We start from the raw sequence: 14775 nt of genomic DNA, 5'->3' as shown, positions 1-14775 counted from the left end.
GGGTGGTCCTCCAGGTCGTCCGGCAGATCGTCCGGCGGTTCGTCCGGCAGTGCGGGCGCGGGACGCCGAAGCCAGTTCGACGAGCGCGCGGTCATCGTAGTGCGCAACCTGACCCTCCCCGGCCCGTTCGGCGGGCAACCTGCCCGATCGTGACCCGGGCCGCACCTCAACGGAGCAGTGCGCGCGGAGCGGCGGCGGCGGCCGCGAGCACCCGCACCCCCACCCCCAGCGCCGCCTCGTCGGGGGCGTAGTCACCCCGGTGCAGGTCGTGGCGGTCCCCGCCCGGGGTGTGGGTGCCCAGCCGGACCATCGCCCCGGGCACGTGGTGCAGGTACCAGGCGAAGTCCTCCCCGCCCAGCGACTGCCGGGTGGGCAGCACCGCCTCGGCACCCAGCGCGGTGCGCGCGGCCTCCTCCAGCACGGCGGTGGCGCGCACGTCGTTGTCCACCGGCGGCACCCCGCGCACCAGCACGACCTCCGCCCGCACGTCGTAGGGGCGCACCAGGTCGGCCACGACGCCCTCCACCAGCTCACCGGCGTGCTGCCACGCCTCGGTCTCCATGCAGCGCAGGGTGCCCTGCGCGTACCCCTCCGAGGGCACCGCGTTGGCGGCGTCCCCGGCGTGGACGGCGCCCCAGGTGAGGTTCACGCCCGAGCGCGGGTCCACGCGCCGGGTCAGCACCGCCGGCAGCTGGGTCACCACCTGCCCGAGGGCGAAGACCAGGTCGCCGGCCAGGTGCGGGCGGGAGGTGTGCCCGCCGGTGCCGGACAGCCGCACGGTGACGTGGTCGGAGGCGGAGGTGATCGGCCCGGCCTTCAGCCCCACGGTGCCCGCGTCCAGGCTCGGGTCGCAGTGCAGTCCGTAGAGGGCTGCGACGCCCTCCAGCACCCCGGCGCCGACCAGGTCCAGCGCCCCGCCGGGCATGACCTCCTCGGCGGGCTGGAACAGCAGCCGCACCCGGTGCGCCAGGGCGCCCGCCCGGTGCAGGTCGGCCAGCACCAGACCGGCGCCGGCGACGACGGCGGTGTGCACGTCGTGGCCGCAGGCGTGCGCGGCGCCGGGGGCGGTGGAGGCGAAGGGCAGGCCGGTGGTCTCCTCCAGCGGCAGCGCGTCCAGGTCGGCGCGCACGGCCACCGCCGGGCCACCCTGCGGGCCGACCTCGGCGACCAGCCCGGTGCCCGGCAGCAGCCGCACCGACAGGCCGGCCCCCGTGAGCAGCTCGGCCACGGCCGCGGTCGTGCGGTGCTCGGCGCGCGCCAGCTCCGGGTGGGCGTGCACGTCGCGGCGCAGCGCCACCACGGCCGGCAGGTGCGCCGCGGCGAGGGGCGCGACGAGCTGCGGGGAGGGCCCGCCGGCCGCCGCCGGGTGCGCGGTGGCGGTGCGGTCCCCCGTGTCGCTGCTCATGGACCCGTGACGCTACCGCCGCCGCCCGGCCGCCACCCCCGGCGGGCGCCCGGTCAGAGCACCGAGTCCAGCCCGGCCTCCTTGGCGCGGGCCACGAGCTTCTTGACCTCCTGGGCTCGGGCGCGGGTGGTGACCAGCAGCGCGTCGGGGGTGTCCACGACGACCAGGTCGTCCACGCCCAGCAGGGCCACGACGCGGCCGTTGGCCGGCACCACCAGCCCGCCGGCGACCTGCTCGGTGATGACCAGCCCGGCGTCGCCCAGCACGCGCGGCTCGTCGACCTCGGCGGGCAGCAGCTCGGCCAGGGAGGAGAAGTCGCCGACGTCGTCCCAGCCGAAGGTGGCCGGCACGACGGCCACGCGCCCGGCCTCGGCGGCCGGCTCGGCCACCGCGTGGTCGATGGCGATGGACGGCAGCGCGGGCCACTGCTCGGCCAGCACCGCCTCCCGCTGCGGGGTGTCCCAGGCGTCGGCGATGCGCTGCAGGCCCGCGTGCAGGGCGGGGACGTTCTCGGCCAGCAGCTCGAGCAGCACGTCGGCGCGCGCGACGAACATGCCGCCGTTCCAGCGGTAGTCGCCGGTGGACAGGTACGCCGAGGCGGTGCGCGCGTCCGGCTTCTCCTTGAACTGCAGCACGCGGCGGGCGTTGGGCGCGCCCTGCAGGCGCAGCCGCCTGCCCAGGCGGATGTAGCCGAAGCCGGTGGCCGGGTGGGAGGGGGCGATGCCGATGGTCACCACGAAGCCGCGGCGGGCGGTGACGACCGCCTCCTCCACGGAGGACTCGAAGTCGTCGCGGCCGGAGATGTTGTGGTCGGCGGCGAACGAGCCCAGCACGGCGTCGGGGTCGCGGCGCACCAGGACCGCCGCCGCCAGGCCGATCGCGGCGGCGGAGTCGCGCTGGCACGGCTCGCGCAGGATGTTCTCCGCCGGCAGCCGGGGCAGCTGCGCGGCGACGGCGTCGGCGTGCGAGCGGCCGGTCACCACCCAGGTCCGCTCCGCCTCGGTCAGCGGCAGCAGCCGGTCCCAGGTGGACTGCAGCAGGGTGCGGCCCCGGCCGGTGAGGTCCAGCAGGAACTTGGGCCGGTGGCTGCGCGAGAGCGGCCACAGCCGGGTGCCGGCGCCGCCGGCGGGCACGACCGCGTGGAAGTCGGACAGGTCGATCTGCGCGTCCTCGAGGTCGTCCACCGACCACGCCGGCGACCACGCCTGCCCTCCCGGTGCCCCCGGCACCGCCACGTCCGCCCCCGACCCGTCCCGCTCCTGCACGCCCCGCCCCTGCCCCTCGTCCTGCACCGGTGCGGCGAACCTACCGGCGGGGGCGCCGGGGAGGCGGGCGTGCCGCCGGTCGGCCCCCGAGCAGGGGTAAGGTGAGGGGAACCTCACTCGATCGGGTCAGAGGTCCCGCCCCCGTGAGTCCTTCGTCACAAAACCTCCGCACCGGCCTCCGGGGCGCGGTGGTCCGACCCCGCGCGCCTACGATGGAGGCCGGACGCCGCCACCCGTGCGCCGGAGCCGGGGGCGGCGGCGTCGGACGAACTCGAGGAGGACGCCGGTGGCCACGAGCCTCACCCCGCCGCAGCAGGGGAAGAAGAGCGGGCTCAAGCCCGCAGGCACGCTGTACCGCGGACGCGAAGGCATGTGGTCGTGGGTGATGCACCGCATCTCGGGGGTGCTGATCTTCTTCTTCCTCCTGGTGCACGTGCTCGACACGGCCACGGTGCGCATCTCCCCCGAGGTCTACGACGGCGTGATCGCGCAGTACAAGAACCCCGTCATGGGCCTGGGCGAGTCGGGCCTGGTGGGCGCGGTGGTCTTCCACGCGCTCAACGGCGTGCGGATCATCCTCGTCGACTTCTGGCACAAGGGCACCCAGCACCAGCGCAAGCTCTTCTGGGGCGTGGTCGTCCTGTGGACCGCGCTGATGGTGCCGTTCCTCGTGCGCCACCTCTCCATCGTCTTCTCCCACTGAGGGGCCCGCTGATGAGTGCACCCGAGCAGACCCCCGGCGGCGCCTACGCGCCCGCGCTGGAGACCCCCCGGTCCCCCTACAAGCGCAGCCGGGCCACGCGCACGAACTGGGAGCTGTACGGCTGGCTGTTCATGCGGATGTCGGGCCTGGCCCTGATCGTCCTGGTGTTCGGCCACCTGTTCGTGAACCTGATGACCGGCGACGGCATCCACCAGGTCGACTGGGGTTTCGTCGCCGGCAAGTGGGCCAGCCCGTTCTGGCAGACCTGGGACCTGCTGATGCTCTGGCTGGCCATGCTGCACGGCGCCAACGGCGTGCGCACGGTCATCAACGACTACGCCGAGCGCGACGGCACCCGGTTCTGGCTGAAGATGGCGCTCTACCTGGCCACCCTCGTGGTGATCGTGGTGGGCACGCTCGTCATCTTCACCTTCGACCCGTGCGCGGACCCCAGCCAGGGCTTCGACTTCTGCCCGGCCGTGCAGGACGTCCCGACCGTCACCAGCCCCGGCACCTGACCGGCGACCGAGCGAGGAGAGAACCATGCAGACGCACCAGTTCGACGTGGTCATCGTCGGCGCCGGCGGCGCGGGGATGCGTGCGGCCCTCGAGTCCGGCCAGCGGGCCCGCACGGCCGTGCTCACCAAGCTCTACCCGACGCGCTCGCACACCGGTGCGGCCCAGGGCGGCATGTGCGCCGCGCTGGCGAACGTCGAGGAGGACAACTGGGAGTGGCACACCTTCGACACCGTCAAGGGCGGTGACTACCTCGTCGACCAGGACGCCGCCGAGGTGATGTGCAAGGAGGCCATCGACGCGGTCCTGGACCTGGAGAAGATGGGCCTGCCGTTCAACCGCACGCCCGAGGGCCGCATCGACCAGCGCCGCTTCGGCGGGCACACCCGCGACCACGGCAAGGCACCGGTGCGCCGCTCCTGCTTCGCCGCGGACCGCACCGGCCACATGATCCTGCAGACCCTCTACCAGCAGTGCGTCAAGCACGAGGTGGAGTTCTTCAACGAGTTCTACGTGCTCGACCTGCTGATGGTGCCGGCCGGCGAGGCCCTCACCGGGGACGAGATCGAGGGCGCCGTCGGGCAGCCCGCCGCGCAGACGCCGCCGTCCATCGGCGTGCCCGGTGACAAGCGCGTCGCCGGCGTCGTGGCGTACGAGCTCGCCACGGGTGAGATCCACGTCTTCCAGGCCAAGTCCGTGGTGCTGGCCACCGGTGGGGCGGGCAAGGTCTTCAAGACGACCTCCAACGCCCACACCCTGACCGGCGACGGCATGGGCATCGCCTACCGCCGCGGCATCCCGCTGGAGGACATGGAGTTCTTCCAGTTCCACCCGACCGGCCTGGCGGGCCTGGGCATCCTGCTGTCCGAGGCCGCCCGCGGCGAGGGCGGCATCCTGCGCAACGCCGACGGCGAGCGGTTCATGGAGCGCTACGCGCCCACCATCAAGGACCTCGCGCCGCGCGACATCGTCGCCCGCTCGATGGCCAACGAGGTGCGCGAGGGCCGCGGCGCCGGGCCGAACAAGGACTACGTCCTGCTCGACCTGACCCACCTGGAACCGGCGCACATCGACGCCAAGCTGCCGGACATCACGGAGTTCGCGCGCACCTACCTCGGCGTCGAGCCGTACACCGAGCCGGTGCCCGTCTACCCCACCGCGCACTACGCGATGGGCGGCGTGCCCACCAACGTCGAGGCCGAGGTCCTCTCCGACAACACGCACGTCGTGCCGGGCCTGTACGCCGCCGGCGAGGTGGCGTGCGTGTCCGTGCACGGCTCCAACCGCCTGGGCACCAACTCCCTGCTGGACATCAACGTCTTCGGCCGCCGCGCCGGCATCGCCGCCGCGGAGTACGCGAAGAAGGCCCAGTGGGTCGCCCTGCCCGAGGCTCCCGAGGCCGCGGTCGTGGCCCAGCTCACCGAGCTGCGCGACCGCCCGGCCGGCAGCGAGCGGGTCGCCGCGATCCGCGCGGAGCTGCAGGAGACGATGGACGCCAACGCCCAGGTGTTCCGGACCGAGGCCACCCTCAAGCAGGCCCTCACCGACATCGAGCGCCTCAGGGAGCGCTACGCGCGCGCCGCGGTCCAGGACAAGGGCAAGCGCTTCAACCTCGACCTGCTCGAGGCGCTGGAGCTCGGGTTCCTGCTGGACCTCGCCGAGGTCATGTGCCTGGGCGCCCTGGAGCGCAAGGAGTCCCGCGGCGGGCACTTCCGCGAGGACTACCCCAACCGCGACGACGTCAACTTCATGCGGCACACGATGGTGTACCGCGAGGCCGGCGCCGACGGTCAGCCCACGATGCGCCTGGACTTCAAGCCCGTCGTCCAGACGCGCTACCAGCCGATGGAGCGCAAGTACTGATGTCCGACTTCGAGACCACCCCGCGCGAGACCAGCGGCGAGGCCGGTTCCGCCAAGTCCGCCCAGGCGGCGTCCGAGCGCGACGGCGGCGCGAAGCCCCGCGAGGGCGGCAACATCGGCGGCACCGGCGAGGTGCCCAGCTTCGACGTGACGCTGAAGATCCGCCGCTACGACCCGGAGCGCGACTCCGAGCCGCGGTGGGAGGAGCACCGCCTCACCATGTACGGCACGGACCGCGTGCTGGACGCCCTGCACAAGGTGAAGTGGGAGAAGGACGGCTCCCTGACGTTCCGCCGCTCGTGCGCGCACGGCGTCTGCGGCTCCGACGCCATGCGCATCAACGGCGTCAACCGGCTCGCGTGCAAGGTCCTGCTCAAGGACCTCAACCTCGACAAGCCCATCACCGTCGAGCCCATCAAGGGCCTGCCGGTGGAGAAGGACCTCATCGTCGACATGGAGCCGTTCTTCGCCTCCTACCGCGAGGTGATGCCCTTCCTCATCGCCAAGGGCGCTGAGCCGACCCGTGAGCGCCTGCAGTCCCAGGCCGACCGCGAGCGCTTCGACGACACCACCAAGTGCATCCTGTGCGCGGCCTGCACCTCCAGCTGCCCGGTGTTCTGGAACGACGGGCAGTACTTCGGCCCGGCCGCCATCGTCAACGCGCACCGGTTCATCTTCGACAGCCGCGACGCCGGCTCCGACCTGCGCCTGGAGATCCTCAACGACAAGGAGGGCGTGTGGCGCTGCCGCACGACCTTCAACTGCTCCGAGGCGTGCCCGCGCGGCATCCAGGTGACCAAGGCGATCGCCGAGGTCAAGCAGGCCCTCATCTCCCGCAAGCTCTGAGGCGGGCGCCCGCCCGGCGCCCCCGTCGTGAAGGCCCGTCCCGCTGGTGCAGCGGGGCGGGCCTTCGCGCGTTCGCCCTGAAGGGGTGAGGATGGGGCACGTGCGCCACCAGGACCGTTACCTGCAGATCAGCCGTGTCCTGTACCGGCACGGGCTGGGCTACTTCGTCCACGCCCTCGGGCTGGAGCGCTGGGTGCGCGCCGAGCGGGTGGTGGCGCGGTCCCGCCCGGACGAGCCGCACTCCGTGGCGGTGCACGTGCGCCTCGTCCTGGAGGAGCTGGGCCCCACGGCGGTGAAGCTGGGGCAGATCCTGTCGACCCGCCCGGACCTGCTGAGCCCGGCGTTCCAGCGGGAGCTGGAGAAGCTGCAGGACCGCGCCTCCGCCGTGCCGGTGGAGACGGTGCGCGCGGCGGTGCGCGAGGAGCTGGGCGCCGACCCCGAGCGGGTCTTCGCGCGCTTCGACCCCGTCCCGCTGGCCAGCGCCTCCATCGGCCAGGCGCACGCGGCGACCCTCGCCGACGGCAGCGAGGTGGTGGTCAAGGTGCGCCGGCCCGGTGTCGTGGAAGAGGTCGAGGCCGACCTGGAGATCCTGCGGGCGCTGGCCGCGCGGGCCTCACACCGCTGGTCGGCGGCCGCCGACTACGACCTGGTGGGGCTGACCGGCGACTTCGCGGACACCCTGCGCGCGGAGCTGGACTACCTGCAGGAGGGGCAGAACGCCGAGCGGTTCGCCCGCAACTTCCGCGGCGACCCCGACATCCACGTGCCGGAGGTCCACTGGGACACCACGACCTCGCGCGTCATCACCCTGGAGCGGCTGCACGGCACGAAGATCAGCGACGTGCACACGCTGGACGAGGCGGGCATCGACCGCCGGGCCCTGGCGGAGCGCGCCACCCGGCTGCTGGCGGACATGGTCTTCGAGCACGGCTTCTTCCACGCCGACCCGCACCCGGGCAACTTCCTCATCGAGCCGAGCGGGCGCATCGGCCTGCTGGACTACGGGATGGTCGGGGAGGTCGACGAGCGCACCCGCCGGCACCTGGCGGCGCTGCTGGCGGCCTTCGAGCGCCGCGACCCCGCGCGGATCGCGGCCGCCTTCGCCGACATCGGCGTCACCAAGCACCGGGTGGACCGCGTCCGGCTCACCGCCGACGCCGCGTACCTGCTCAGCCGCTACGAGGGCCTGCCGCTGGGCAAGGTCCGCATCGGCGACATCGTCCGCGACGTGCTGGAGGTGCTGCGCCGGCACCACCTGGCGCTGCCGCGCAACCTGGCCCTGGTCGTGAAGATGATCGTGATGACCGAGGGGCTGGGCTCCACCCTGGACCCCGGCTTCCAGATCGGCACGGTCCTGGGCCCCTACGCGCGGCGCCTGGTGACCGGGCACCTGGACCCGGTGACGATCGCACGGCGGCTGCGGCAGGCGGGCCTGGACGCCGCCGCGCTGGGCGTGGAGCTGCCCGGTCAGCTGGGCCGCGTGCTGGACGTCCTGGACCGCGACGGGATCTCGGTGTCGGTGCGCACCGACGAGCTGGACCCCCTGGTGGAGCGCGTGGAGCGCATCGGCAACCGGCTGGTGGTGGCCCTGGTGACCGCGGCGGGCATCGAGGCGCTGGCGCTGCTGGCCTCCTCGGACCCGGAGCGGCTGAAGCCGCACGAGACGAAGGTGGCCGCGCTGGGCGCCGCGGCGGTCGGCTCGCTGACCGCCTACCTGGGCTGGACCGCGCGCGGGCGCCGGCGCCGGACCTGAGCGGCGAGAGCCGCTCCCGCCGGCACCACCCCGGGTGCCGGTGGGAGCGTCCGCCTCAGCGCGGGATCACCCCGTGCGGGTCGATGACGAACTTCTGCGGGGCGCCGGCGTCGAACTTCGCGTAGGCGTCGGGCGCCTCGTCCAGCGAGATGGGGGTGGCGCCCACGGCCTTCGCGATCTGCACCTTGTCGTGCAGGATCGCCATCATCAGGCCGCGGTGGTACTTCATCACGGGGCACTGGCCGGTGGTGAACGACAGCGACTTCGCCCAGCCGGTGCCCAGGTCCAGGGACAGCGAGCCCTTCTTCGCGGCCTCGTCGATGCCGCCGGGGTCGCCGGTGACGTACAGGCCGGGGATGCCCAGCGCACCGCCGGCGGTGGTGATCTGCATGAGGGAGTTCAGGACCGTGGCCGGGGCCTCGGTCCCCGAGCCGGCGCCGTGCCCGCGGGCCTCGAACCCGACGGCGTCGACGCCGCAGTCCACCTCCGGCACGCCGAGGATCTGCTCGATCTGGTCCTTCGGGTCGCCCTTGGACACGTCGACGGTCTCGCAGCCGTTCTCGCGCGCCCGCGCCAGCCGCTCGGGGTTCAGGTCGCCGACGATGACGACGGCGGCACCGAGCAGCTGCGCGCCCACGGCCGCGGCCAGGCCCACCGGCCCCGCCCCGGCCACGTACACGGTGGAGCCGACGCCGACACCGGCGCTGACGCAGCCGTGGAAACCCGTGGGGAAGATGTCCGACAGCATGGTGAGGTCGAGGATCTTCTCCATCGCCCGGTCCTTGTCGGGGAACTTCAGGCAGTTGAAGTCCGCGTACGGGACGAGGACGTACTCGGCTTGGCCGCCCACCCAGCCGCCCATGTCCACGTAGCCGTAGGCAGAGCCGGGGCGTTCGGGGTTGACGTTCAGGCAGATGCCGGTCTTGCGCTCCTTGCAGTTGCGGCACCGGCCGCAGGCGATGTTGAAGGGGACGGAGACGAGGTCGCCGACCTCGAGGAACTCCACGTCCCGGCCCTTCTCCACGACCTCGCCGGTGATCTCGTGGCCCAGGACGAGGTTCGGCGGAGCGGTGGTGCGCCCGCGCACCATGTGCTGGTCGGAGCCGCAGATGTTCGTGGCGACGAGCTTGAGGATCACCCCGTGGTCGACGCGCCGGCCGACGTTGTCGGGGTGGACGCCGGGCCCGTCGCGCAGCTCGAAGGTCGGGTAGTCGATGTCCTGCACCTCCACCTTGCCCGGCTCGAGGTAGGCGACGGCGCGGTTGCCGGTGCTGGACGCGGTGGTCGTCACGGAGGCAGCTCCTCTCACGGAGGCGCCGACCTCGGTGTCGGCGCCCGAGACCCCATCCCACAGGTCCCGGGCGCCGACCGCAAGGGGGTGGTTCAGCTCTCCACCGCTGCGGGCACCGCGTTGCGCGAGACCACCGAGGAGTACCACAGGGCGCTGTCCTTGAGGGTGCGCTCCTGGGTGGCGTAGTCGACGTGGACGATGCCGAACCGCTTCGAGAAGCCGTAGCCCCACTCGAAGTTGTCCAGGAAGGACCACAGGAAGTAGCCGGTGACCGGCGCACCGGCCTCGACCGCGTCGAGCACCGCGGCGAGGTGGTCGCGCAGGTAGCGCACGCGCTCGACGTCGTGGACCCGGCCGCCGACCACGACGTCCGGGTAGGCGGCGCCGTTCTCGGTGACGAGCAGCTCCAGGCCGGGGTGCTCGCGGTGGATCCGCAGCAGCAGTTCCGTCATGCCGCGGGCGTCGACGCTCCAGCCCATGGCCGTCTTGTGGCCGGGCTGCTCGGGGAACTCGACCAGGTCGGCGCAGGCGACCCACGGGCTGTGCTCGCTGGCGCCGTGGCCGTCGGCCTCGGCGCGCGGCCCCGAGCCGTCCCAGGCGCGCACGACGGTCGGGCTGTAGTAGTTCACGCCCAGCACGTCCAGGGGCTGGTGGATCAGCTGCAGGTCGCCGTCGAGCACGAAGGACCAGTCGCTGACACCGGCGGTGTCGGCCTGCACGTCCGCCGGGTAGGAGCCGCGCAGCACCGGGTCGAGGAAGACGCGGTTCTGCAGCCCGTCGACGCGGCGCACGGCGTCGGCGTCGGCCTCGCTGGTGCCGTCGGTGCGCACCCACGCCAGGTTCAGGGTGAGGGCGACGCGGGCGCCCGGCGCGGCGCGGCGCACGGCCGCGGCACCCAGGCCGTGGGCGAGGTTGAGGTGGTGCACCGCGGCCAGCGCGGCCGCCGGCTCGGTGCGCCCCGGGGCGTGCACGCCGGAGGCGTAGCCCAGGTAGGCCGAGCACCACGGCTCGTTGAGGGTGATGAAGGTGCCCACCCGGTCGCCCAGCGCACCGGCGACGACCTCGGCGTACTCGGCGAAGCGCTCCGCGGTGGCCCGCGAGGTCCAGCCGCCCGCGTCCTCCAGGGCCTGCGGCAGGTCCCAGTGGTAGAGGGTCACGGCGGGCTCGATGCCCGCGGCGATGAGCTCGTCCACGAGGGTGGAGTAGAACGCCAGACCGGCCTCGTTGACGGGACCGAGCGAGTCGGCGCTCACCTGCGGGGTGATGCGCGGCCACGCCACGGAGAAGCGGTAGGAGGCCATCCCGAGCCGCTTCATGATGGCGATGTCCTCGCGGAAGCGGTGGTAGTGGTCGTCGGCGACGTCGCCGGTGTCGCCACCGGCCACCTTGCCCGGGGTGCGGGCGAAGGTGTCCCAGATGGAGGGGGTGCGGCCGTCCTCGGTCGCGGCGCCCTCGATCTGGTAGGACGCGGTCGCGGTCCCCCAGACGAAACCGGGCGGGAAGGCGCGCTCGGCGGTGGTGCCGGCGTCGGCGGTGGTGGGGCGTTCCTCGGTGGTGGTCATGCGGGTCGGTGCCGCGGCCGGGGCGCGCGGCGCCGCCTCCTCTCGGTGGGTCTTCGGGGACGGGCTGGGGTGAGCGGGGGTGGCGGTCAGCCCTTGACAGCGCCGGCCATGATGCCGCTGACGATCTGCTTGCCGAGCAGCACGAACACCACGATGACCGGCAGGGTGCCGACGAGGGTGCCCGCCATGATGATCGAGGTGTCGGGCACGTAACCGCTGCCGAGGTTGTTCAGCGCCACCTGCACGGTGGGCATCGAGGAGTTCAGCGCGATGACGGGCCAGAAGAAGTCGTTCCACGCCGTCATGAAGGTGAGCATCCCCAGCACCGCCATGCCGGGGCGGGCGATGGGCAGCACGATCGCCACGACGGTCCGGGTGGCCGAGGCGCCGTCCATCTTGGCCGCCTCCAGCAGTTCGTCGGGCAGCGTCTGCACGAGGTACTGGCGCATGAAGAACACGCCGAACGCGGTCACCAGGGAGGGCAGGATGACCGATTCCAGCCGTCCGGCCAGGTTCCAGTCGGACATGATCTTGTAGAGCGGCACCACCCCGAGCGTCGGGGGAATCATCAGCGTGCCGATCGTCACGGCGAACAGCGCGTTCTTGCCGCGGAAGCGCAGCTTGGCGAAGGCGAAACCCGCCAGCGTGCAGAACAGCAGGGTCCCGATGGTCGTGACGCCGGAGACGATCAGCGAGTTCACGATGGCCAGGCCGATGGCCTGCTGCTCCAGGGCGGTGCTGATGTTCTGCCACAGGTACGGCCCCGGCAGGAACGGCGGCGGCGACTGGGTCATCTCCGACATCGGCCGGCTCGCCGCGACGATCATGTAGTAGAACGGCACGAGGAAGACGAACGCGGTGATGCCCAGCAGCACGTAGGTGAGCCAGCCGGCGGCGTCGGGGGCGCGGTAGCGCTTCCTGCGCCCCTCGCGCGACGGGGTGGGTGCGGCCAGTGCGGCCTCACGGACGGTGGTCGTGGTCATCGCCGGGCTCCTTGCGTGTCGCGGTCCCGCCACCGGGCCAGCGCGGTGTTGATCAGGACCAGGACGATGATGAGCAGGAACGTCACCCAGGCGATGGTGGCCGCGCGTCCCAGGGCGCCGAACGCCCACCCCTGCTGGTACATGAACAGCCCGAGCGTCTGGTACTGGTTCAGCGCCCCGCCGTCGACGCCGCCGAACAGCAGCGGCTCCCCGAACAGCTGGGTCGCGCCGATGGTGGAGACCACCACGGTGAACAGGATCGTGGGTCGCAGGCCCGGCAGCGTGACGTGCAGGAACTGCTGCCAGCGGTTCGCGCCGTCCAGGGCCGCCGCCTCGTAGAGGTCCTGCGGGATGGACTGCATGCCGGCCAGGTAGATGAGGGCGTTGTAGCCGGTCCAGCGCCAGATGACGATGATCGAGATGGCGATCTGCGCGCTGAGGTCGCCGTTGCGCCAGTCCAGGCCGGCCATCCCGACGAGGGAGAGCATCCAATTGGCCAGCCCGTTGTCCCGGCCGAAGATCTGCGCGAAGACGAGGGTGGACGCGGCCACCGACGTGGCGTACGGCATCATCATCGACACGCGGAAGAAGTTCCGCCCGCGCATCCGGTAGTTCAGCAGGTGGGCCAGCCCCAAGGCCATCAGCAGCTGCGGGACGGTGGACAGCACGCCCAGCGTGAACGTGTTCCACAGCGCGTTGTAGAACTTCTCGTTGGTGAACAGCCAGGTGTAGTTCTCCCACCCGGTCCACTCCGGCTCCGAGCCGAGCTCGTAGGACTGGAAGCTGATCCACATCGTGTAGACGAGCGGGAACAGCCCGAAGGCGAAGAACAGCAGGAAGAACGGGGCGATGTAGGCGTACGGCGCGGCCAGTCCCTCGAACCGGAACAGCCGCGAGCGCAGCGACAGCTCCGGTGCGGTGGCCTTCGCGCCAGGGCCGGGCGGGGCCGGTGGTGCGGTCGTGCTCTGAGCGCTCACGGCGTCTCCTCGCGGGTCGGGGTCGGGGTCTGCGGGAACGGGGTGGCCGCCGTGCGTGGCGGCCACCCCGGGTCCTGCGGAGATCAGCCGATCTGGTTGGCGAGGTCGCCGGAGGCGCTCTCCCAGGCGGCGGCGGGGTCGACGCCGTTGACCTCGACGGACAACAGCGCCTGCACCAGCGCCGACTTCACGACCGCGTCCTCCTCACCGAGGATCTGGGTGGGGGCTGCCTCGGCGGCGTCGGAGAAGATCTTCCCGATGGGTGCGCCCTGGAAGTACTCGTCGGTGGAGCCGGCGACCAGGTCGAACGCGCCGGTGTTGGAGGGGAAGTTCCCGCCGGTCTCGAAGACCTTCGCCTGCTGCTCCGGGTCGGTGAGCCACTTCACGAGCTTCGCGGCCTCGTCCTTGTTGTCGCTGGAGGCGGGGATGCCCAGGTACGAGCCGCCCCAGTTGCCCCCGGCACCACCGGGCAGGGAGGTGACGTTCCACTTGCCGGCGCCGGCGTCACCGGCCTTGCCCTTGATGTAGCCGACCATCCAGGCGGGGCAGGCGATGGTGGCGAAGGACCCGCTGCCGAAGCCGGTGTCCCAGGCGGGGTCCTCGAACTGCTCCAGGTCGGCGGTCAGGTCCTCCTGCGCGGCGGCCGCAGCCGTGTCGAAGGCGTCCTTGACGGCGGGGTTGCTGTCCCAGACCAGCTCGCCGGAGGAGTCGTAGTAGATCTCCTCCTCGGTGGAGATGATGGCGTTGTAGAAGCCGCCGGCGGAGTCCATCCAGGCGGTGCCCGCGGGCGCCTTCGCCTTGAACTCCCGGCCCAGCGCCACGTAGTCGTCCCAGGAGCCCAGCCGGGCGGAGAGTTCGGCGGGGTCGGTGGGCAGACCGGCCTGCTGCAGGAGGTCGCTGCGGTAGCACAGGCCCATGGGGCCGATGTCGGTGCCCAGCGCCAGGACCTCGCCGTCCTCGGTGGTGGCGGCGGCCGACTTCCACTCCGGGTAGTTCGCGACCTGCTCCCCCGCCGGAGTCGTGGACAGGTCGGTCCACTTGTCGGCCTGGTTGGCGACGACGTCGGCGATGCGGCCCACCTCGATGCCCTGGACGTCCGCGGCACCGTTGCCGGAGGCGAGCTTGGTCTGCAGCGCGGGCCAGTAGTTGTTCTCGCCCTGGGTGGACTCGTACTGGATCGTCACGTTGGGGTTGAGCTGCTCGTACTCCTCGAACAGACCGGCCTCCTCGAACCCGAAGGTCCCGAACAGGCTGACGGTGATCGGGGTCTTGCCGTCGGCAGCCGCCGCGTCGGCGGAACCCGCGTCGGTGGTGCTGCAGGAGGTGAGCAGCAGGGCGCCGCTGACCGCCGCCGCCGCGGCGGCCAGGGTCGTCTTCCGGGCACTGGGCATGGGAACTCCTCGAGAGGGGCCGCCGGGGGCGGCAGATCGACGGTGATCGGCACTCGCAGCGTGAGAGCGCTCTCAAGAAGAGCCGCGTTGCGCTGAGAGCGCTCTCACGGAATGCCCTCAGAGTGGCCTGCGCCCGCCCCGCCTGTCAACACCCCCGCCTCGCTCGCCCCCATCCCCGCGGTGATCTTGCACGGTTGAGAGCTCAACCGTGCAAGATCACC

General features: G+C 72.4%; 12 protein-coding genes. 5 read left to right on the top strand and 7 right to left on the bottom strand.

What is annotated here, in order from left to right:
• Window positions 1-166: 166 nt before the first annotated feature.
• Both ACRYR9_RS05605 and ACRYR9_RS05600 read right to left on the bottom strand, forming a co-directional pair.
• The gene (locus tag ACRYR9_RS05605; protein WP_432496696.1) at window positions 167-1405 is read right to left on the bottom strand and encodes an amidohydrolase; all 1239 of its coding nucleotides are present in this window, start codon (window positions 1403-1405) and stop codon (window positions 167-169) included.
• Between the two features lie 53 nt (window positions 1406-1458).
• A complete protein-coding gene (locus ACRYR9_RS05600; protein ID WP_432496728.1) occupies window positions 1459-2589 on the bottom strand; it encodes a mannose-1-phosphate guanylyltransferase in 1131 nt (376 codons plus the stop codon).
• Between the two features lie 367 nt (window positions 2590-2956).
• Here ACRYR9_RS05600 and sdhC point away from each other — a divergent pair, with 367 nt between their 5' ends.
• From sdhC to ACRYR9_RS05575, 5 genes are all read left to right on the top strand, one after another.
• The gene (sdhC, locus tag ACRYR9_RS05595; RefSeq protein ID WP_432496694.1) at window positions 2957-3373 is read left to right on the top strand and encodes a succinate dehydrogenase, cytochrome b556 subunit; all 417 of its coding nucleotides are present in this window, start codon (window positions 2957-2959) and stop codon (window positions 3371-3373) included.
• An 11-nt stretch (window positions 3374-3384) separates the two neighbouring features.
• Window positions 3385-3891, top strand: coding sequence for a succinate dehydrogenase hydrophobic membrane anchor subunit (locus tag ACRYR9_RS05590; protein WP_432496691.1), 507 nt, complete (start codon window positions 3385-3387; stop codon window positions 3889-3891).
• Window positions 3892-3916: 25 nt separating this feature from the next.
• Window positions 3917-5752: an FAD-binding protein gene (locus ACRYR9_RS05585; protein WP_432496689.1), complete on the top strand. Its 1836-nt coding sequence runs from the start codon at window positions 3917-3919 to the stop codon at window positions 5750-5752.
• Entirely contained in the window at window positions 5752-6597 is an 846-nt protein-coding gene (locus tag ACRYR9_RS05580) for a succinate dehydrogenase iron-sulfur subunit (protein WP_432496687.1), read from the top strand. The genes ACRYR9_RS05585 and ACRYR9_RS05580 overlap by 1 nt, the downstream gene beginning before the upstream one ends.
• A 91-nt stretch (window positions 6598-6688) precedes the next feature.
• A complete protein-coding gene (locus ACRYR9_RS05575; protein ID WP_432538151.1) occupies window positions 6689-8350 on the top strand; it encodes an ABC1 kinase family protein in 1662 nt (553 codons plus the stop codon).
• 55 nt (window positions 8351-8405) lie between these two features.
• Here ACRYR9_RS05575 and fdhA read toward each other — a convergent pair whose 3' ends face one another.
• The 5 genes from fdhA to ACRYR9_RS05550 all read right to left on the bottom strand — a co-directional run bounded on the left by fdhA (window position 8406) and on the right by ACRYR9_RS05550 (window position 14554).
• The gene (gene fdhA / locus ACRYR9_RS05570; RefSeq protein ID WP_432496681.1) at window positions 8406-9641 is read right to left on the bottom strand and encodes a formaldehyde dehydrogenase, glutathione-independent; all 1236 of its coding nucleotides are present in this window, start codon (window positions 9639-9641) and stop codon (window positions 8406-8408) included.
• Window positions 9642-9733: 92 nt separating this feature from the next.
• Entirely contained in the window at window positions 9734-11203 is a 1470-nt protein-coding gene (locus tag ACRYR9_RS05565; RefSeq protein WP_432496678.1) for a GH1 family beta-glucosidase, read from the bottom strand.
• A gap of 86 nt (window positions 11204-11289) precedes the next feature.
• Window positions 11290-12186: a carbohydrate ABC transporter permease gene (locus tag ACRYR9_RS05560; protein WP_432496675.1), complete on the bottom strand. Its 897-nt coding sequence runs from the start codon at window positions 12184-12186 to the stop codon at window positions 11290-11292.
• Entirely contained in the window at window positions 12183-13163 is a 981-nt protein-coding gene (locus ACRYR9_RS05555) for a carbohydrate ABC transporter permease (protein ID WP_432496673.1), read from the bottom strand. Before ACRYR9_RS05555 ends, ACRYR9_RS05560 begins: the two co-directional genes overlap by 4 nt.
• A gap of 83 nt (window positions 13164-13246) precedes the next feature.
• Window positions 13247-14554 carry an extracellular solute-binding protein gene (locus tag ACRYR9_RS05550; protein ID WP_432496670.1) on the bottom strand — a complete coding sequence of 436 codons (1308 nt, stop codon included), beginning with the start codon at window positions 14552-14554 and terminating at the stop codon, window positions 13247-13249.
• Between the last annotated feature and the right edge of the window lie 221 nt (window positions 14555-14775).

The organism is Kineococcus auxinigenes (genome assembly GCF_050871525.1).
Classification (GTDB): domain Bacteria; phylum Actinomycetota; class Actinomycetes; order Actinomycetales; family Kineococcaceae; genus Kineococcus.
The sequence above is the reverse complement of the archived record's forward strand: the minus strand, read 5'-3'. Positions and strand labels throughout refer to the sequence as shown.